Annotated in this window: 21 protein-coding genes and 1 pseudogene; 12 read left to right on the top strand and 10 right to left on the bottom strand. The window is 69.1% G+C overall.

All coding sequences use genetic code 11. The features are described 5' to 3' along the window. Positions 1-4 precede the first annotated feature (4 nt). Positions 5-475 carry a histone H1-like repetitive region-containing protein gene (locus FN976_RS24635; protein WP_145895945.1) on the top strand — a complete coding sequence of 157 codons (471 nt, stop codon included), beginning with the start codon at positions 5-7 and terminating at the stop codon, positions 473-475. 261 nt (positions 476-736) lie between these two features. Here the strand turns inward: FN976_RS24635 and FN976_RS24630 are convergent, their stop codons facing one another. Further along, complete coding sequence (locus FN976_RS24630) at positions 737-1,243, bottom strand: nuclear transport factor 2 family protein (RefSeq protein ID WP_145895943.1); 507 nt, start codon at positions 1,241-1,243, stop codon at positions 737-739. 63 nt (positions 1,244-1,306) lie between these two features. Here FN976_RS24630 and FN976_RS24625 point away from each other — a divergent pair, with 63 nt between their 5' ends. The 3 genes from FN976_RS24625 to FN976_RS24615 are packed head-to-tail and all read left to right on the top strand — an operon-like array spanning position 1,307 to position 3,294. Beyond that, positions 1,307-1,816: a winged helix-turn-helix transcriptional regulator gene (locus FN976_RS24625; protein ID WP_145895941.1), complete on the top strand. Its 510-nt coding sequence runs from the start codon at positions 1,307-1,309 to the stop codon at positions 1,814-1,816. Further along, positions 1,813-2,676, top strand: a complete 864-nt coding sequence (locus tag FN976_RS24620) for an HpcH/HpaI aldolase/citrate lyase family protein (RefSeq protein WP_145895939.1) — start codon at positions 1,813-1,815, stop codon at positions 2,674-2,676. Before FN976_RS24625 ends, FN976_RS24620 begins: the two co-directional genes overlap by 4 nt. A 24-nt stretch (positions 2,677-2,700) precedes the next feature. Further along, complete coding sequence (locus FN976_RS24615) at positions 2,701-3,294, top strand: alpha-ketoglutarate-dependent dioxygenase AlkB (protein WP_145895937.1); 594 nt, start codon at positions 2,701-2,703, stop codon at positions 3,292-3,294. A gap of 3 nt (positions 3,295-3,297) precedes the next feature. Here FN976_RS24615 and FN976_RS24610 read toward each other — a convergent pair whose 3' ends face one another. The 5 genes from FN976_RS24610 to FN976_RS24590 all read right to left on the bottom strand — a co-directional run bounded on the left by FN976_RS24610 (position 3,298) and on the right by FN976_RS24590 (position 7,437). Beyond that, positions 3,298-3,948, bottom strand: coding sequence for a hypothetical protein (locus FN976_RS24610; RefSeq protein ID WP_145895935.1), 651 nt, complete (start codon positions 3,946-3,948; stop codon positions 3,298-3,300). Further along, positions 3,945-4,982: an MlaD family protein gene (locus tag FN976_RS24605; RefSeq protein ID WP_145895933.1), complete on the bottom strand. Its 1,038-nt coding sequence runs from the start codon at positions 4,980-4,982 to the stop codon at positions 3,945-3,947. Before FN976_RS24605 ends, FN976_RS24610 begins: the two co-directional genes overlap by 4 nt. Positions 4,983-4,990: 8 nt before the next feature. Then, positions 4,991-5,794 carry an MlaE family ABC transporter permease gene (locus tag FN976_RS24600; RefSeq protein WP_145895931.1) on the bottom strand — a complete coding sequence of 268 codons (804 nt, stop codon included), beginning with the start codon at positions 5,792-5,794 and terminating at the stop codon, positions 4,991-4,993. A gap of 105 nt (positions 5,795-5,899) precedes the next feature. After that, a complete protein-coding gene (locus FN976_RS24595; RefSeq protein ID WP_145895928.1) occupies positions 5,900-6,802 on the bottom strand; it encodes a pyridoxamine 5'-phosphate oxidase family protein in 903 nt (300 codons plus the stop codon). After that, the gene (locus FN976_RS24590; RefSeq protein ID WP_145895925.1) at positions 6,799-7,437 is read right to left on the bottom strand and encodes a glutathione S-transferase family protein; all 639 of its coding nucleotides are present in this window, start codon (positions 7,435-7,437) and stop codon (positions 6,799-6,801) included. Before FN976_RS24590 ends, FN976_RS24595 begins: the two co-directional genes overlap by 4 nt. A gap of 85 nt (positions 7,438-7,522) precedes the next feature. Here FN976_RS24590 and FN976_RS24585 point away from each other — a divergent pair, with 85 nt between their 5' ends. The 3 genes from FN976_RS24585 (at position 7,523) to FN976_RS24575 (ending at position 11,850) form a co-directional block, all read left to right on the top strand. Continuing rightward, positions 7,523-8,428, top strand: a complete 906-nt coding sequence (locus FN976_RS24585) for a LysR family transcriptional regulator (protein ID WP_145895923.1) — start codon at positions 7,523-7,525, stop codon at positions 8,426-8,428. Continuing rightward, on the top strand, positions 8,425-9,792 hold the full coding sequence (gene gorA, locus FN976_RS24580) for a glutathione-disulfide reductase (protein ID WP_145895921.1): 1,368 nt from the start codon (positions 8,425-8,427) through the stop codon (positions 9,790-9,792). Before FN976_RS24585 ends, gorA begins: the two co-directional genes overlap by 4 nt. Before the next feature lie 117 nt (positions 9,793-9,909). After that, positions 9,910-11,850: a FecR domain-containing protein gene (locus tag FN976_RS24575; protein ID WP_145895919.1), complete on the top strand. Its 1,941-nt coding sequence runs from the start codon at positions 9,910-9,912 to the stop codon at positions 11,848-11,850. A gap of 35 nt (positions 11,851-11,885) precedes the next feature. Here the strand turns inward: FN976_RS24575 and FN976_RS24570 are convergent, their stop codons facing one another. After that, positions 11,886-12,146: a hypothetical protein gene (locus FN976_RS24570; RefSeq protein ID WP_145895917.1), complete on the bottom strand. Its 261-nt coding sequence runs from the start codon at positions 12,144-12,146 to the stop codon at positions 11,886-11,888. A gap of 170 nt (positions 12,147-12,316) precedes the next feature. Between FN976_RS24570 and FN976_RS24565 the strand changes: the two genes are divergently transcribed. Next, on the top strand, positions 12,317-13,810 hold the full coding sequence (locus tag FN976_RS24565; protein WP_145895915.1) for an AMP nucleosidase: 1,494 nt from the start codon (positions 12,317-12,319) through the stop codon (positions 13,808-13,810). A gap of 12 nt (positions 13,811-13,822) precedes the next feature. Here the strand turns inward: FN976_RS24565 and FN976_RS24560 are convergent, their stop codons facing one another. Continuing rightward, a complete protein-coding gene (locus tag FN976_RS24560; RefSeq protein ID WP_145895913.1) occupies positions 13,823-14,191 on the bottom strand; it encodes a hypothetical protein in 369 nt (122 codons plus the stop codon). 106 nt (positions 14,192-14,297) lie between these two features. Then, positions 14,298-15,161, bottom strand: a complete 864-nt coding sequence (gene asd, locus FN976_RS24555; RefSeq protein WP_145895911.1) for an archaetidylserine decarboxylase — start codon at positions 15,159-15,161, stop codon at positions 14,298-14,300. Positions 15,162-15,185: 24 nt separating this feature from the next. Between asd and FN976_RS24550 the strand changes: the two genes are divergently transcribed. From FN976_RS24550 to FN976_RS24535, 4 genes are read left to right on the top strand one after another with little or no spacing between them, the layout of a single operon-like run. Next, a complete protein-coding gene (locus FN976_RS24550; protein ID WP_145895908.1) occupies positions 15,186-16,109 on the top strand; it encodes an ATP-binding cassette domain-containing protein in 924 nt (307 codons plus the stop codon). Continuing rightward, positions 16,106-16,903, top strand: a complete 798-nt coding sequence (locus FN976_RS24545) for an ABC transporter permease (protein ID WP_145895906.1) — start codon at positions 16,106-16,108, stop codon at positions 16,901-16,903. The genes FN976_RS24550 and FN976_RS24545 overlap by 4 nt, the downstream gene beginning before the upstream one ends. Before the next feature lie 9 nt (positions 16,904-16,912). Further along, positions 16,913-17,401, top strand: coding sequence for a hypothetical protein (locus FN976_RS24540; RefSeq protein WP_145895904.1), 489 nt, complete (start codon positions 16,913-16,915; stop codon positions 17,399-17,401). After that, complete coding sequence (locus FN976_RS24535) at positions 17,398-18,735, top strand: GAF domain-containing protein (protein ID WP_145895902.1); 1,338 nt, start codon at positions 17,398-17,400, stop codon at positions 18,733-18,735. The genes FN976_RS24540 and FN976_RS24535 overlap by 4 nt, the downstream gene beginning before the upstream one ends. Positions 18,736-18,785: 50 nt before the next feature. On the opposite strand, the pseudogene FN976_RS29575 reads toward FN976_RS24535, so the two are convergent. Then, a pseudogene (locus FN976_RS29575) lies at positions 18,786-18,912 on the bottom strand (IS481 family transposase); the annotation flags it as partial.

The following is an 18,912-nucleotide window of genomic DNA, read 5'->3' as shown; positions in this document are numbered from 1 at the left end:
TGAAATGGCAACTGCGAAGAAATCGGCCGCCAAGAAGGCGCCTGCGAAGAAATCGGCTGCGAAGAAGGCCCCGGCCAAGAAGGCGGCGGCGAAGAAGGCTCCGGCGAAGAAGGCCGCTGCCAAGAAGGCCCCGGCGAAGAAGGCCGCGGCGAAGCGCCCCGCTGCCAAGAAGGCGGCAGCGAAGCGCCCGGCGGCCAAGAAGGCCACCGCGAAGAAGGCGGCCAAGAAGGCCCCGGCGAAGAAGGCAGCCAAGAAGGCGACGGCGAAGAAGGCCACCGCCAAGAAGGCGCCTGCGAAGAAAAAGCCTGCGGCGAAAAAGGCGGCGAAAAAGCCCGCTGCGAAAAAGGCCGCGAAAGCGCCTGCTGCGAAGCCGGTTGCCAAGTCGGCACCGGCGGCTGCGCCTTCTGCGCCTGCGGCGCAGACGACGCTCAACCCGCAGGCCGCCTGGCCGTTCCCGACGGCATCCAAACCTTAAAACGCGCGCAAGCGCCTCATCAAGGTTCGAAGCCGCGATCGCAAGGTCGCGGCTTTTTTTGTGTTCACTCGGAAATCGCTGCGCGATTTCCGAGTGGTCTGATTGGTTCTGGATTCGCGGGGGACCCGCAAATCCAGAAAGGGGGATCGCTCTGCGCGATGCTCCGATCGATCCGGGTGCCGCTAGCGGATTTGAACTCCCCTCTTTTCTTCCTCCCTCCCCCTCTGGGGGAGGGTCGGGGTGGGGGCACGCGTGGCACTCCTATGTTGCAGGCACGGTATCCCCACTCAGAAACGGCCCCCGCTGCGGCCATTCGACATCCGTGATCGGCGCCGCGCTTGCCTCCGCCTTCCCCTGGCTGGCCTGCCATGCCAGCTGCCTTGCGCACCGCTGCGTGTCCTCCAGCGTGTGGATCTCCGTGATGCGCCCCCAGCGCATCACCATGCGCTGCATCACCACGTTGCGGTAGGGCGTGCCATCCGGCAAGGGCTTGCGGAATTCCAGCTGCGTGAAGATGCGGGTGTGCCACGGCCCGCCACTCACCACGACGTCCTGCACCTCGAACGACAGCCCCGGGAATAGCCGGTACATGCGTTCCCACCACAACTGCATGCTGACGCGGCTGGAACGCACGCCGCCGATCGCCGAATCGCCCTCGAAGCGGTAGACGAAGCCGGGCGCGAGGCTGTCGATCATGGGCCAGAAATCGCCCTGGCCGAGGCGGGCGAAGACACGGCGCAGCTGGTGTTCGACGATGGCGTGGTACATGGATTTCCTAGATCACTTGCATAATGCAAGCAAGCTGCCGCAATCACTTTCGAAAAGCAAGCCATGGCCGCCTTCTCCGATTTCGCCTGTTCCATCGCCCGTGCCGTCGACCTGGTGGGCGAGTGGTGGACGCCTCTGATCCTGCGCGACCTGTTTGCCGGCATGTCGCGCTACGACGAAATCCAGCGCGACCTGGGCATCGCCTCCAACGTGCTGGCCGCCCGGCTGCAGCGCCTGCGCGAGGCGGGACTGGTGGAGCGTGAGGCCGATGCCGAGGACGCCCGCCGCTGGCGTTATCGCCTCACCGAACAAGGGCGCGAGCTCTATCCGGTGCTGCTCGCGCTGATGGCCTGGGGCGACAAATGGCTGGCGCCGGCCGGCGGCCAGCCGGTGCTGGTGCGCCACGCGACGTGCGGCCAGGTCACCGCGGCCGTGCCCTGCTGTTCAGTCTGCCGTGAACCCCTGGCGCTGGGTGAGCTGGAGTTCCTGGTGGGCCCGGGCGCACGACAGGGCCCCGGCACCGCGGAAGTCGGCCGCTACCTGGGCCAGCGGCCGCGCGATACTGCGGCATGAATGAAAGCAAAGGCAAGCTGCCGCGCACCTGGTTGTTCGGTGCCGGTGCCGACGAGACCAACCATGCGGCGATGGCGGCCAGTGGGGCCGACGCGCTGATCCAGGACCTGGAAGACTTCACGCCGCCGGCATTGCGGCCGCAAGCCCGCGCGCTTGCCTCCGGCTTGTATGCCCGCTGGCGCCAGGCGGGTGCCGTGGTGTGCGTACGCATCAATGCGCTGGACGGTGGCGGCGTCGACGACCTGGAGCACGCCGTCGCCGCGCGGCCCGACATCGTGTCGTATCCGAAGGCATCGACGGCGGCGGACATGCGGGCGCTCGACGCGGCCATCGCCGCGCAGGAGCAGCGGCACGGCCTGCCGCCGGGCGCCATCGGGATCTTGCCGGTCTGCGAAACGGCGCTCGGCGTCGTCAACGTCCGCGAGATCGCAGCCGCCAGCGCGCGCATCCGCTTCGCCCTGCTCGGTGCCGAAGACCTGGCGGCCGACCTCATGGCGGAACGCAGCCGCGAAGCGGTGGAGCTGGACCATGCCCGCCGCCGCTTCGTGCTGGAGTGCCGGGCCGCGGGCATCGAGCCGATCGATGCCCCTTACACCTTCAGCGACGCCGAAGGCGCGGTGCGCGAGGCGCGCTACGCGAGGCGGCTGGGCTATCGCTGCAAGAGCCTGGTGCGGCCGGACCATGCCGGGCCCATCCGGGCGGCGCTGGTGCCCGACGCGGCCGAACGCGCTGCCGCCGAACGCCTGGTGACCGCATTCGAAGCGGCGCGGGCGCGCGGCGAGGAACGCGCGCTCGTGGATGGGCTCTGGGTCGAAGTGCCGACCTACCTGAACGCGCGGCGGCTGCTGGCGCAGGAATAGCCGGCGCGGCGGGAGGCTGCGGCCATGCAAGCTTCACTGTTCGCCCCGGCGGAAGCCCAGCTGCCTCCCGGCCTGCGCTACGAGGCGGATTTCCTCTCGCCCGCCGAAGAAGCCGCGCTCGTCGCGCGCATCGAGCAACTGCCGCTCGCGCCCATGCGCTACCAGCAGTACACCGCCCGCCGGCGCGTGGTGAGCTACGGCGGGCAGTACGACTTCAGCGCGCAGAAACTCGAAGCAGCGGAGCCGCTTCCCGATTGGTTGGCGCCTCTGTGCCGGCGCGCGGCCGGCTGGGCCGGCTTGGCGCCGGGCGCCTTCACGCAAGCGCTGGTCGCGGAATACCAGCCCGGCACGCCACTCGGCTGGCATCGCGACGTCCCCGATTTCGAAGACGTCGTCGGCATCTCTCTGCTGAACGCGGCGACCCTCCGGTTTCGCCCCTATCCGCACGAAACTGGGAGCAAGGCCCGCTCGCTCAAGCTCGAAGTGCTGCCCCGTTCGATCTACCTGCTGCACGGCCCGGCCCGCTGGGAATGGCAGCACCACGTGCCGCCCACCAAGGCGCTGCGCTATTCGATCACCTTGCGCACGCCCTCGCACCGCCGCGGCACGGGACGGTAGAAGTCAACGCTCCTGCGCAGCCAGCGCCATGCGGCGGCGCAGGCGCCGGGCCTCCTCGGTGGCGCCGGCCTGCTCGGCACGCAGTGCCTGCGCGCCCAGCCAAGCCAGCACGGCGCGCCGCCAGCCCTGTTCGGAGGCAGTGTCGGCGGCGAGTTGCAAGACCTGCGGATCGGCCCGGCCCGCGCGCAGCAGCGCCCCCGCGGCGATCACGCGCGAGACCGGATCCTTGATCGCCTGGACGGCAGCACCGGCATTGGCAGCACCCGGAACCGCCCGGTACTGCTCCGGCAAGGCCTTGGCGCTCTCCGGTGCGAGGGTCCCGGCGATGAAGTCCGCGTAGGCCCGCTCGGCCTCCGGCGCGTCCGCGCGCAAGGCCTCGAAGCCGGTGCAGGGGGCGAAGTCCAGGCTGGCCACGCGCAGGGCGCAGCGCGTCAGTTCGACGCGCGCCACCAGCCCGGGCTGGCCGGTGCTCGTGACTTCAGCCCGCAGCCGTGCGAACTCGGAATCCGCCACCCGGTCGTTCCCGGAGAGATAGGCCCGCACATAGCGGTCCTGCGCGCCGTCGGCATTCACCAGCCAGTCGGGCTGCCGCGGCTTGTTGCCGCAGCCGGCCAGCAGCAGCACCGCGACGGCAGCAACGAACAGCTCCCTCATGGCACCTGCACCTCGCGCTCCTTGGCGAACGGCCATTTGCGGTTCAGGTCGTTGATCAGGTCCTCGATCTTGCGCAGGTTCGCCTCCACATCGCCACGAAGGGCCCCCAGGTCGGCGGTGCCGGCTTTGACGTTCGCGGCCACACCCTGGGCCTCGGTGAGCACTGCATCCACGCGCCGCAGGCTGCCCTGCGCGTCGGTCAGGATGCCCTGCATCTGGCGGATGGCCGCGCGCGTCTCCGTGGACAGTCCGTTCGGCCCGAACACCTCCCGGTCGGCGTTGCCGACAAGGCGGTCCGCGCTCGTCATCAGGCGGTTCGCCCGCCCCATGGCGGCGTTGGCGCTTTCGACGGCCTGCACCAGCTTGCGCGCGTCCTCCTCGTTGCCGAACACCGCGTGCAGCGCGCCCTGCCGGCTCTGCAGCTTCTGCGTGAACACCTTCAGGTTCGCCATCGCCTGGTTCATTTCGGACGTCGCCGTCGTCATGTCGTTCAGGTTGTCCAGCACGTCGCGCGTGGCGCCGATGACCCGCTGCAATTCCTCGTTGGCGTCGCCGCGCAGCACCGGCCGCTCGGCGCCGTCCGCCAGCGGCGGGTCGGTCAGCACGCCGCTGTAGGCGCGCAGCTGCGGCGCGCCCAGCAGGCCCTTCACCAGCGTGAACACGCTGGAGGTGCGCAGCCATTTCGCGTCGCGCTTGATCACGGCGATCTGGATCCGCACATTGCCTTGCTCGCCCAGCGCGACCTTTTCCACGGTGCCGATCGGGAAGCCGGAGAAAGTGAGGTCCATGCCCGCCGAAACGCCTTCGGAGTTGTCGGTGATGAGCACCAGCGTCTGCTTGGGTTCGAAGTAGCCGCGCGCGCGAAGAAGGAATAGCGCCGTGCCGATGATCAGCGCCACCGTGAACAGCAGGAGCAGCGTGGCCTTGATGGCGAGGTTCGGCACGGCCTGGGCCTGGGCGGTGGGCTCCGACTTCTGCACCGGCGTGTCGGGCTGCGGCGGCGGCGTCGCGGGCGGTGGGGATTGCTCGGCCATTCCTGCCTTCAGATGTAGTTGCCGACCAGCGAGATGCCTTCGAGCGCCAGCAGCACGATGAACATGCGCACCAGGCCCTGCAGCGCAGCGGTCTCGCGGGAACTGACCCCGTCGACGTTGTTGAGGCCGGAGGCCATCGGGATGATGGAGACCGCCAGCGCGAAGAACAGCGTCTTCAAGGCGAAGATCAGCGTGAAGAGCGGATCGAAGACGCGCCCGAACATGTGCGTGTAGGCGCCCGCGCCTGCCGGCGTCGCGCCGTAGACCGCGAGGTAGGCCACCACGCCGGCGACCACGCAACTGAGCGCCGCGAGCGTGATGCAGGAGAACACGCCGGCCAGCATCCGCGGCAGCACTTCCACGGCGATCGGGTCCAGCCGGCGCCGGCGCAGCTTGCGGAAGTGCCCGATGCGCCGCATCTCCACCAGCGCGGCGCCACTCGGGATGGTGCAGCGCAAGGCGACAAACAGCGCGGCCGTGAGGGGGATCAATTCGATCACCAGCACTCGGATCACCATCTCGAGCGCGTAAAAGGAGAGCCCGTAGCTCGTCGCCGTGACGATGACGATGCGGGTGATGATCAGCGTGAAGAGCGCGATCATCACCGTGAACCACCCGAGGATGGGCGCCGTGTCCACGTAGGCGTGGCGGGCCAGGTTGTAGCGCGTCTGCGGGCTGTAGCTGGCCGGCGACAGCGCGCGCACCAGCATGACGGCGCCGAAGAAGGTGATGCGGGCCCATGCCGCCAGCCACCGCACCGGCGTCAGGCTGGTGTGGCCGACCTTCCGATACAAGGCCGTCATGTGCGTCATCAGGAAGCCCCCGCCCTTCGGGCTGCGGCATTCGCCTTCGGAACGGCCGTGCGTCTCATGCGCCGATGGTAACGGCGTCGCCGCTATGGCTTCGTAAGGCGGCGCCTACAGCTGAGCCAGGGGCAGGCCGCCGCTCACGCGGCGGGCCGCGGTGATCCGCAGTTTCAGCAGCCGTTGCGCTCCGGGAATCGCGGCGACCTCGGGACCGTCCCACTGCAAGCTGGCCGTGGCCGCGAGGTACAGCCGCTGTCGGCGGGCCGCGTCCAGGAACAGCAATCCGCAGCGCGGCTCCAGCTGCAGGTTGCCCAGCGTGTTGAAGAAGGCGTTGCCCAGGTAGTCGGGCACCAGCAGCTCGCCTTCGCGCCCGATCCGGACGAAGCCGGCCGGACCGCCGCGGTGCGAAACGTCCACGCCTTCCGCCGGATCCGACGAATCGCGGGCGCGCGGATGCGCGGTGGCGATGTAGAAGGTGGTGGCCGCGCGCACGATCGCGCGTGCAGCCTCGTCCAGGTGCTCACCCTCGGTCACTTCGGCTGGCGCCGCGCCAGGAGGTGCGTGGCGGAATTCCCTCGGGTCGATGTACTTCGGGCAGTTGCCGAAGCTTTGGCCGACCTCGACGGTGAACCCGCCCGGGCCGCTGTCGCGCACCCAGCCGTTCATGCGGTTGCGCCGGCGGGTGTGGTGCTGGATGCCGAGCAGGCCGATGGCCATGCCGTCGGCGATCGCGCCGTCCAGCGGGTCGTGCCGCAGTGGTGCCGCGTCCACGCGCAGCAGGTGGGGTTCGGGCGAATGCGCGAACCCGGGCCGACCGGCCAGCACGGAAGCCCAGGGCTGGCCTTGCGCGTCGAGCGTGCCGGCCAGCACGAAGGGCAGCTCGGCGAAGAACTCCCGATGCTGGTCCGGCATGTGGTCGCGCAGCACGCGCGGTCCGGCGGCGGCCAGGCGCTCGGCACTGCCGACCCGCTGTTGCAGAGCGACCTCGCCCGCATGCCACGCAGGAGTGGTCATGCGTGCAGGCCCACCGGCGAGCGCACCATGGGCACGAAGCCGGACAAGCCCTCCACGCGCCGCAGCCAAGCCTGCAGCTTCGGATAGTCATCCAAAGCCACTCGGCCTTCCGGCGCGCTCACCACGTAGCTGTAGTTCGCGATGTCGGCCAGGGTCGCGCTGTCGCCGGCCAGCCAGTCGGTCTGCGCCAGCGTCTGCTCCATCAGGCCGAACAGCAGGTGCGCGCGCGCCACCAGGGGCGCTGGATCATCCGGGCGCTGGAACAGTTCGATGACGCGCGCCGCGGCCGGGCCGAAGGCGAGCGGCCCCGCGGCCACCGAGAACCAGCGCTGCACACGCGCCGCCCCGAGCGGATCGCGCGGCAACCAGCGGCCTGGCGCATAGCGGCCCTCGAGGTAGACCAGGATGGCGTTGGAGTCCGCCAGCGTCACCTCGCCGTCCTCGATCACCGGCACCTGCCCGAAGGGGTTGCGAGCCAGGAAGTCCGGTTGCTTGTGGTCGCGCGCCGCGAAGTCGATCTCGACCACTTCATAAGGCAGGCCCAACAGGGACAGGAGCAGTTCCACGCGGTGGCAGTGGCCGGAGATGGCCGCGCGATACAGGCGGATGGGCTGGGCGGGGATGAGGTTTTGCATGGGCTGCATTGTGTTTTGCTGCGCCAGCCGGATCAATGCCGGACATCACAGGACACTACTGCAGCAATCGCAGTAATATGTTGCCATGGACAAGTTGCGCGCCATGCAGACCTTCACGCGCATCGCCGACGAAGGCAGCCTGACCGCGGCCGCGCGGGCCACGGGCGCCTCCTTGCCAGCCGTGGTGCGATCCCTCGCCGCTTACGAAGCCACCCTGGGCGTGCGGCTGTTCCATCGCACCACGCGTCGCATCTCGCTCACCGAGGACGGCCGCCAGCACCTGGAACGCTGCCGGCAGGTCCTGGCGGCAGTGGACGATGCGGAGTCGGCGCTGCGCGCGGGCGCGGCCGTCCCCGCGGGCCACCTGAGCATCACCGCACCCGTGCTGTTCGGCCAGATGTACGTGGCGCCGGCCGTCACGCGCTTCGTGCAGAAACACCCTCAGATGCGCTGCACCACCATGCTGCTCGATCGCATGGTGAACCTGCTGGAGGAAGGGCTGGACCTCGGCATCCGCATCGGCCGGCTGGAGGATTCGTCGCTGGTCGCGCAGCCGCTGGGCGAAATCCGCCGGGTGGTGGTGGCGACGCCCGCCTTGCTGCGCAAGCAAGGCACGCCGCGCCATCCACGCGACCTGCAGGAAGTGAATTGCGTGCGCGTCCTGTCCGGGCGTGCCGGCTGGGGCGATTTCCAGGAGCAGGGCCGCGTGTTCCAGGTGCCGGTGACGGGGAACCTCGAATTCAATCACCTGCTTCCCGCCGTGGAGGCTTGCGCCGCCGGCGCCGGCTTCGGCATGTTCTTCTACTATCAGGTCGCGCCCTACATCGAACAGAAGAAGTTGCGCGTGGTCCTGGAAAGATTCGAGCTGCCGCCGCGACCCATCAGCATCGTCTACCCTCATGCGCGGCTGCTGCCGGCGCGCACGCGGGCCTTCATCGACTTCATCCGCGCGGAGATCCCCCAGTTCCGCGCCCCCAAGGACCAGCCATGAGCGACTTCGACTGCGACCTCTTCGTCATCGGCGGCGGCTCCGGGGGCGTGCGCGCCGCGCGCATGGCGGCGCAACGTGGCGCCCGGGTGCTGCTGGCCGAGGCGGCGGCGCTGGGCGGCACCTGCGTCAACGTCGGCTGCATCCCGAAGAAGCTTTACAGCTACGCGGCGCATTTCGCCCAGGACTTCAGCGATGCCGCCGGCTTCGGCTGGGACGTGGGCCGCACGCGGCTCGACTGGCAGCGCCTGAAGGCGAACCGGGCGCGCGAGATCGCGCGGCTGAACGGCATCTACGAACACCTGCTGCGCAGCGCCGGGGTCGAGATGCTGCGGGGCTGGGCCAGCCTGGTCGACGGCCACACGGTGAATCTGCGAACCACGGACGGCGCGCGGCGGGTTCGCGCGCGCCACATCCTGGTGGCCACGGGCGGCACGCCCTCCGTTCCCGAATTGCCAGGGCGCGAGCTGGTCGTGACGTCCGATGCCATGTTCGATCTCGAACCGTTCCCGGCGCGCCTGGTGGTGGTGGGCGCAGGCTACATCGCCTGCGAATTCGCCTCCATCTTCCAGGGACTGGGCGCGCAGGTCACGCAGGTGGTGCGGGGCGCGCAGGTGCTGCGCGGCTTCGATGAAGACGTCCGCCAGTTCGTGGCCCAGGAGATGGGCAAGCACGGCATCGACCTGCGGCTGGGCGCCGAAGTGCGAGCCGTGCAACGCGCCGGCGCCGGGCTCGCCGTCACGCTGGCTGACGGACGGGTGGTCGAGGCTGATGCGGTGCTCTACGCCACGGGACGCGTCCCCAATGTCAACGGCCTGGGGCTGGACGCCGCGGGCGTGCGGCAGGCGCCCAGCGGCGCCATCGAGGTCGATGCGAACTACGCGACCTCGGTGCCCTCCGTCCACGCCCTGGGCGATGTCACGGCGCGGGTGCAGCTCACCCCGGTGGCGCTGGGCGAAGCCATGGTGCTGGTGGACCACCTCTTCGGGGATGGCAAGCGCCAGCTGTCGTATGAATTCATCCCGACCGCCGTCTTCACCCATCCCAACATCGGCACCGTGGGTCTGACGGAGGACCAGGCGCGCAAGGCGCATCCGAAAGTGCGTGTGTTCCGCAGCGAGTTCAAGGCGCTGAAGCACACGCTGAGCGAGAACACCGAACGCACGCTGATGAAGCTGGTGGTGGACGGGGACACCGACCGCGTCGTCGGCCTGCACATGGTCGGTGCCGACGCAGGCGAGATCGTCCAGGGCTTCGCCGTCGCCCTCAAGGCGGGCGCGACCAAGGCGGTGTTCGACAGCACCGTGGGCATCCACCCGACGGCGGCGGAGGAGTTCGTGACGATGCGCGAGCCGCTGCCCGGTTGAGGACGGGCGGGCCGCGCGTCGCGTGGCCCCGCCGCCAGGCCAAAAAATTCACGCGTTGACGCCCACCTTTACACGGCGTTAGCGGACACCGCGGGTGGCTCATGCGTTGATCGGGAAATGAACGCATTCGACCGAGCAGCCGGCGGCACGGCCCCCCGCTGGCACGCACTGGGCAAGATCACAGCGGCCTGCCTCCTCGCCGGCGCCGCACAGGCCCAGACTTCGTCCGGCGCCCAGCTGAACCATGCGGAGGGCACGGTGGCGCACGCCCCGAAGGGCGAGCAGGAATGGCACGACATCCAGCCCCGCCGCGTGCTCAAGCGCGGCGACCGGCTGTGGATCGACGGTGGCTCCCGCGCCGAAGTCCAGGCCGGACCTCACGTGCTGCGCCTGGACAGCCACACCCAGGTGACCATTGAGAACGCCGGGGAAACCGCGACCCAGCTCAGCCTGACGCAAGGTCATGTGGCCGTGAGCGTGACTCGCCTGAACCCCGGCGAAGGCTTCGAGCTGGGGACGCCCAACCTGGCCTTCCGCGCGCGCATGCCGGGGGAATACCGCATCGACGTGGACGCCAAGCAGGGCACGACACGCGTCAGCGTGCTGGCGGGGCTCGGCATCGTCTACGGCGAGCGCGGCGAGAGCCTCGAGGTGCGCAACGGCCAGCGGCTCGTCTTCCGGGAGCGGGCGCTCACCAAGGTGAACCAGCCGGCCTTCGCCGTGATGGACGATTTCGACCGCTGGTCGACGGCCCGGCGCAAGGGGGAGCCGACGGTCACGATGCCCGCCATGGCCGCCGCGTCGGCGCCGGTCCCCACGCCGCCCATGAGCGGCCGCGCGCCCATCATCATCCCCGCGCCCCCGGGCTCACAGCTGGCCGGCAGCGCGCCTCCCGCCGCGAAGGCCTCCGCGACCACCGCTTCGCCCCTGGCGGCGGCCGCGCCGACTGCGGCCTCGGCGATCCGCGTTGGCGTGCCGGCCGGCGGCGCGGCGAACGCGGCCCAGGTGCAGGCGGCCGCCCAAGCGGCAGCAGCCCAGGCCGCCGCGCAGGCCGAGGCGGCGGCCCAAGCCAAAGCCGCCGCCCAGGCGCAGGCCTTGGCCGCCGCGCAGGCCAAGCGGGATCAGGAAGAACGGCAACGTGTCGCGCAGCTGCAGGCCGCCGAGCAACGCCGGCTGGCCGCCCAGCGGGCGGAGGAGGACCGGCGTCTGGCCGCGCAACGCGCCGAAGAAGACCGGCAGCTCGCCGCGCTTCGCTCCGGCGCCAAGGCGCGGGCGGTGCCCGCTCCGATGCAGGCGGCGCCTGCAGCGCCTGCCGCGGCCCCGGAAGCCGCGGCGACCGCCGTCAAACCTGGCGCTGACGCGGCACGCCAGCTCGCCCAGGCCGAACGCCGCAGCGCCAATGTCAACGCCAGGCGCGTGGAAGAAAAGCGTGCGGCCGAAGAGGACCGCAAGGCCGCGATCGTCAAGCGGGCGGAAGAGGACCGCAAGGCCGCCGTGCTCGCGAAGCGCGCGGACCAGGACCGCAAGGCCGCCCTGGCCAAGCGCGCGGCGGAAGACAAGCGGCTGGCCCAGGTGCGGCGCGCCGATGACCAGCGCCGCGCCGTGGCTTCACGGCGGGCCGAAGAGGAACGGCGCGCCCTGCAGGCCCAGCGGGCCGAGGAGGAACGCCGCGTGGCCCAGGCCAGGCGGGCGGCTGAGGACAAGCGTGTGGCGCAGGCGCGCCGGCAGGAAGCAGAAAAGATCGCAGCGGCACGGCGTGAACAGCTGGCGCGGCTGCAGGACCAGGCGCGGCGCGATGAGTTGCAGGCACGCGAAGCGGCACAGGCCCGCCGCGAGGAGCAAGCACGCCGGGAAGACCTGGCCAGGCGAGACGCGCAGCGGGAAGAACAGGCCCGGCGCGATGACGATGCACGCCGCGAAGTGGCTGCTCGCCAACGGGCCCTGAACGACCAGCGGCAACGCGATCACGAAGTCTGGTTGCGGCACCAGCAGGTGATCCCCGCCAACCAGCCCACGAGGCCGGCGCCGATGGGCTTTCCGCTGCGCCGGGTCAGCTGACGGGGCGCCGTCGGATCAAGTGTGCTGGAAGCGCCCTAGTTGACGCGCCGCGGATAGGCGGAACGCACCACGGGGGACGGCTTCTCTTCTTCCGGCGGCAGGTAGATGGTGGTGCGATCGATCTTGGCGTCGTAGGCGGCAATTTCGGCACTCGCGCAGCGGATCACGGCGCGGTCGAGCGGGTGGCATTGGCGCTGGCTCAGTTGGCTCAGTTCGGCCGACCCGGCGATCATTTCGCGCACTTGCGCTGGGTCGACCATCAAGGCGAAGGGGTTGGCGGCCACTGCTGTCGTCATTTTCTTGAACTCCTTGAAAGCGCGCTGCGACGCGTTGTTCTTGATGAAGCAGACTGTGGCCGGTGGTCGCAAGATGTAACGTCGGGTGAGTTCGTCACGCCTTGTAGGACGGTGGCGCACGGCAAAACGGGACACAACGCCTTGTCACATCGGAGTTGCACAATAGGCGCATGCCGTTCATGCCGCCCTTCATCGCGCCCACCTACCACGCGGATCCCGAGCAGGCCCTCGGGCAGGTCCGGACGATCTATGCGCAGCAGATCAACCACTTGCGCGAAGCCATGCAGCGCTTTGTGGCGGGCGATTCGCTTCCCGGGCGCGTGCGCGCCTGCTATCCGTTCGTCCGGATCCACACCGACACGGTCGCGCCGCAGGCGGCGCTGGAGAATTCCGGCCTCAGCTATGGCTTCGTCGCCGACGCCGGCCGCTTCGAGACCACGCTGACGCGGCCCGACCTGTACGGCAACTACTACCTGGAGCAGTTCCAGTTGCTGCGGCAGAACCACGGCATCAACCTCGAAGTGGGCACCAGCGCGGAGCCGATCCCCGTGCACTTCTCCTTCGCGGAGCACGACCACATCGAGGGCAGCCTGTCGCCCGCGCGCCGCGCGCTGATGCGCGACCAGTTCGACCTGCCGGACCTCGGCGCCATGGACGACGGCATCGCCAACGGAACCTGGCGCCAGGGGCCGGGCGAGCCGCAGCCGCTGTCGCTCTTCACCGCCTCGCGCGTCGATTACTCGTTGCACCGGCTGCGCCACTACACGGGCAGCGCGCCGGACTGGTTCCAGAACTTCGTGCTGTTCACCAACTACCAGTTCTACATCGACGAATTCGTGCGCCTGGGCCATGAGGAAATGGCCAAACCGGACAGCGAATACGTCGCTTTCGTGGAGCCGGGCAACGTGGTCACGCGGCGCGTGGGCCTGCCCCTGGAGGCGCATGACACCCTGGGGGCGCCGCCGCCGCGCCTGCCCCAGATGCCGGCCTACCACCTGATGCGCGCCAGCCGCGACGGCATCAGCATGGTGAACATCGGCGTCGGGCCTTCCAACGCGAAAACGATCACCGACCACATCGCGGTGCTGCGGCCGCACGCCTGGATGATGCTGGGGCACTGCGCCGGACTGCGCAACAGCCAGCAGCTGGGCGACTACGTGCTGGCCCACGGCTACGTGCGCGAAGACCACGTGCTGGACGAGGAGCTGCCGCAGTGGGTGCCCATCCCCGCGCTGGCGGAAATCCAGCTGGCGCTGGAGCAGGCCGTGGCCGACGTCACCGGCTTCAAGGGCGCGGACCTCAAGCGCATCATGCGCACCGGCTCGGTGGCGAGCACCGACAACCGCAACTGGGAACTGCTGCCGGGCAACGAGCCGCAGCGGCGCTTCAGCCAGAGCCGGGCGATCGCGCTCGACATGGAAAGCGCCACCATCGCGGCCAACGGCTTCCGCTTCCGCGTGCCTTATGGGACCTTGCTTTGCGTGAGCGACAAGCCGCTGCACGGGGAGATCAAGCTGCCCGGCATGGCCAATCACTTCTACCGGGAGCGGGTGGACCAGCACCTGCGCATCGGCATGCGCGCCATCGAGCTCCTGCGCTCGCAGGGGCCACAGCGGCTGCACAGCCGCAAGCTGCGCAGCTTCGACGAAGTCGCGTTCCAGTAGGAAAGGGCCTCTTCAGCCCTTCGTCTTGTTCAGAGGCGCGGAATTCGTGGAAAGCGGCGCCGCGCCGGTGGGCGCGGCCACCTTGCGCTTGCGGATCGGCCGGTACGGGGTGGCCCGGCCCAGGAGGATCAGCACCACGATCCCGGTGAGCATGCCGATCGACAATGCATAGCCGCCGGCCACGTAGTTGTCGTTCAGGCGGTTGGTGAGGATGTAGAGCGAGCTGAGCGCCATCACCATCATGGACACGGAGGCGACGAAGAAGGCCAGGAAATCCCCGAGCACCACCTTCTGAGCGCAGTTCTTGCATGCCGAGATGTCGCTGAAAAACAGCTTGGGCACGCTGAGCGTGTTGCGGCACTGGGGACAACGGTAGTTCATGGTGGCGGGTGGCGGCCTCGGAAACGGACTACTTTATATCTGCATCGTCCGGCGATGCCAAGCAAATTCCGGTCCCGCGCTGCGCACTTCCGCGCACTTCCACACGCTACAGGGCCGCTTCGCTCTCGATCACCGTGCCCATCGCCTCCCCGAGCCGCACCGGCCGGGTGGGGGCCCAGTCGGGCGTGAAGGTCAGGATGTTGGGCGGGAACAGCAGGATGACCGTGCTTCCGAGCAGGAAGCGCCCCATCTCAGCGCCCTTGGCCAGCACCACGTCCTGGTCGTCGTAGCGCCACTCGCGCACCGCCCGCGTGCGCGGCGGGTTGACCACGCCGTGCCATACGGTGGCCATGCTGCCCACGATGGTGGCGCCCACCAGCACCAGCACCATGGGCCCATGCGGGCATTCGAATTCGCAGACCACCCGCTCGTTGCGCGCGAACAGGCTGGGAACGTGGCGCGCCGTCACCGGGTTCACCGAAAACAGGTCGCCCGGGACATAGATCATCCGCTTCAGGCGCCCGTCGCACGGCATGTGGATGCGGTGGTAGTCCTTGGGTGCCAGGTACAGGGTGGCGAAGTGGCCGTGGTCGAAGCGGTGCGCCAGCGCCTGGTCACCGCCCACCAGCGCGCGCGTGGAATAGCTGTGGCCCTTGGCCTGGAACAGCTGGTCGTGTTCGATCGGGCCGAACTGGCTGATCGCCGCGTCCACCGGGCAGACGAAGGGCGCGGCGGCGATCGGCCGCGCGCCTTCGCGCAGGGGCCGGGTGAAGAAATCGTTGAAGCTCGCGTAGCTTTCGATGCGCGGGTCCACCGCCTCTTCCATGTTGACCTTGTAGTGCGCCACGAACTTGCGAATGATCGCGTGCGTGATCGCCCCGCCTTTCATGCCGGCGATCAGCCCGCCGAACTGCGTCATGAGTTTCTTTGGCAGGAGGTACTGCTTCTGGATGGCCATCGGTGGGAGCATGGCCCTGATAATAGCCAGCCTTCCATGATCGAAACGCTGTTCCGCGCGCACCAGCTCACGAAACGCTACGGCGACGCAACCGTGGTGAACGACGTGTCGTTCGAGATCGCCCCCGGCGAATGCCTGGGCGTGATCGGCCCCAATGGCGCCGGCAAGACCACCACCATCCGCATGTGCCTCGGGCTCACCGTGCCCGACAGTGGCGAGATCCACGCGCTCGGCCTGCACATGCCGCGTGACGCGCTGGCCATCAAGGCACAGCTGGGTGTGGTGAGCCAGTTCGACACGCTCGACCCGGACTTCACCTGCGCCGAGAACCTGCTCGTCTATGGGCGCTACTTCGGCATGCGCGAAGCGGCCATCCGCCAACGCATCCCGATGCTGCTGGAATTCGCGGCCCTGACCCACAAGGCCGACGCAAAGCCCAGCGAACTCTCGGGCGGCATGCGCCGCCGGCTGAGCCTGGCACGCGCCCTGGTCAACGACCCCAAACTGCTGCTGCTGGACGAGCCCACCACCGGCCTCGACCCGCAGGCGCGCCACCTGATGTGGGAGCGCCTGCAAGTCCTGCTGCAGCAAGGCAAGGCGATCCTGCTCACCACCCACTTCATGGACGAAGCCGAGCGCCTGTGTTCACGGCTGCTGGTGCTGGACCACGGCCGCAAGATCGCCGAGGGCCGGCCGCGCGACCTGATCGGCGAACACCTGGAGCCCGATGTGGTGGAGGCCTATGGCAACGGCGCGCTGGCCCTGGCGGATTCGCCCTTGAAATCGCTGGCGGCGCGCACCGAAGTGAGCGGCGAAACGGTGTTCTTCTATACGCAAGATGCCAAGCCGCTGCTCGACGCGCTCGCTGCGCACCCCAAGATGCGCACGCTGCACCGGCCGGCCAATCTCGAAGACCTGTTCCTGAAACTGACCGGCCGGCAGATCCGGGAGGAGGCATGACCTTGTCTCCCTGGCGCCCGCCAACCATCTCGATGCGCTGGTGGCCGGTGTTCCGCCGCAACCTGCTGGTCTGGCGCAAGCTGGCCGTGCCCAGCCTGGTCGGCAACATCGCGGAGCCGCTGATCTGGCTGGTGGCCTTCGGCTACGGCATGGGCATGCTGGTGGGGCAGGTGCGGGTGGGCGGCACCGAGGTGCCCTACATCCTGTTCCTGGCCAGCGGCTCCATCTGCATGAGCGCGATGAACGCGGCGTCCTTCGAGGCGTTGTATTCCGCCTTCTCGCGCATGCACGTGCAGAAGACCTGGGACGGCATCATGAACGCGCCGGTGAGCCTGGACGACGTGGTGCTGGCCGAGATGCTGTGGGCCGCCTTCAAGGCCATCCTGTCGGTCACGGCGATCATGGGTGTGATGCTGGCGCTGGGCATCAGCCACAGCCCCAAGCTGTTCGCCGCCTGGGGCGTGCTGCTGGCCGCGGGCATCACCTTCTCGTGCATCGCGCTGATCTTCAACGCCCTGGCCCAGGGCTATGACTTTTTCACCTACTACTTCACGCTGTTCCTCACACCCATGATGTTCCTGTCGGGCGTGTTCTTTCCGAGCGAGCAGTTGCCCGGCGCGGTGCGCGCCGTCGCGCAATGGCTGCCGCTGACCAACACGGTGGACCTGGTGCGGCCGATGTTCCTCGACCAGTGGCCCGAACAGCCCTGGCGTCCCGCGCTGGTCCTCGTGGCGTACACCGTGGCTGCTTTCTGGGTGGCGCTGGCGCTCACGCGCAGGCGTTTCGCCAGCTGAAGGCGTTCCATGCCGGCCGTCCACCTGCCGCCCGACCTGCTGGCCATGATGGCCCGCGGCGTGTCCGTGATCGTCGGCTCGCGCGATGCGAACCTGCGGCCCAGCGTGATGCGCGGCGTCGGCAGCCGCGTCGAGGCCGATGGCACGTCGGTCACGGTCTATCTGTCGCGGCCGCAGTCGCGCCAATTGCTGCAGGACATCGCGGCCACCGGCCACATCGCGGTGGTCTTCAGCGAACCGTCGACGCATCGCACGGTGCAACTGAAAGCTTCGCGCACCGTCCAGCGTTCCGCGCAGCCGGATGACGCCCCCGTGCTGGCGGCCTATCTCGCTTCGATGGAACGAGAGATCCAGGCCGTGGGCTTCCGGCCGGAGCTGACGCGGGCGATGCTGGCGCACCGCCTGGAAGACGTGGTCGCGCTCACCTTCACGCCCGAACAGGCCTTCGAACAGACGCCCGGCCCGCGCGCCGGCGCGCCGTTGGGAGACGCGCGGTGAACGGCACCGCGCTGCACGAAATCCGCGCCTGCTTCGAAGGTGCGATTCCGGCCGTCGTGGCCACCTGTGGCGCGGACGGCGTGCCCAACGTCGCCTACATCTCGCAGGTGTTCTACGTGGACGAACGCCACGTCGCGCTCTCGTTCCAGTTCTTCAACAAGACGCGGCAGAACATCCTGGCGAATCCCTGCGCGACAGCGCTGCTGCTGCATCCGGGCACGGCGCAGTTCTACCGCCTGCACCTGCGCTACCTGCGCACCGAGACGTGGGGCCCGCTGTTCGAAGGCATGAAGGCGCAACTGGCCGGCATCGCCTCGCACAGCGGCATGCAGGACGTGTTCCGCCTGCTGGGCTCGGACGTGTATGAAGTGGTCCGGATCGAGGTGCCGGAGAGCCATCCGTTGGCGGCACCGGCGCCGCGCGCAGGATGGCTGGGCGCGGTGCGGCGCGCCAGCGAGCAACTGGTGCGCTGCGTGAGTCTCGACGACGCGTTGAGGGCGGTGCTGACGACCTTGTCGGATTCGCTGGGGGTTCCGCACGCGATGGTGCTCATGGTGGACTCCGCCAGGCAGCGGCTCTACACGGTGGCGAGCAGCGGCTATGCGACGTCCGGCGTCGGATCGGAGGTGCACATGGGCCAGGGCGTGATCGGTGTGGCCGCCCGCGAGCGCACGCCGGTGCGCATCGGCCACATGACCAACGCGGCGCTGTACAGCCAGGCCATGCGCAGCAGCTTCGAAGCACAGATTCCGGATTTCGACCCGGTCACCGACATTCCCTACCCGGGGCTGGAGGCACCGCACAGCCAGCTGGCGGTGCCGGTGCAAAGCGCTCGCGGGCTGTTGGGCGTGCTGTTCGTGGAGAGCGCGAGCGACCTGCAATTCAGCTACGAGGACGAAGACGCCCTGGTTGCGATCGCAGGCCAATTGGGGGCGACGATCGAGCTGTTGCAGGCCACGGCGGACAGCGCGGATGCCGCGGCGCCGCCGCTCGCGCCGTCCGTCGCGGTCGGCACGCCGCTGAAGCTGCGGCATTTCGGCAGCAACGACAGCGTCTTCCTGCAGGACGCCTACCTGATCAAGGGCGTGGCCGGCGCCATCCTCTGGAAACTGCTGCGCGATCACCAGCAGTCCGGCCGCGTGGAATTCAGCAACCGCGAGTTGCGGCTGGACCTCGCGCACAAGCTGCCCGACGTCGCGGACAACCTCGAGGCACGCCTGCTCCTGCTGCAACGGCGGCTGGCGGAGCAAGGCGGGCCGATCCGCATCGAGAAGACCGGCCGCGGGCGGTTCCGGCTGGTGCTGGGCCAGCCGGTGGAACTCGAGGAAGCCTAGGAGCCCTGTTCTCGGCCCAACGCAGGCCCGTTTCCCTGCCGCCCAGGCTCCTAGGTGTGAAGTGTCAAGAGGTTGTTTGTAGCTGAGAGCCTGGAGATTGGCGGTTTGCAGCCGATCCCATGGTGCTGTCGGTGCCAGTTGTAGAAGTGGTTCCACTGCGGCAAAGCGGCTCGACGC

Origin of the sequence: Caenimonas sedimenti (genome assembly GCF_007833165.1) — a bacterium.
GTDB classification, from domain to species: domain Bacteria; phylum Pseudomonadota; class Gammaproteobacteria; order Burkholderiales; family Burkholderiaceae_C; genus Ramlibacter; species Ramlibacter sedimenti.
This window is presented reverse-complemented; position numbering and strand designations above follow the sequence as displayed.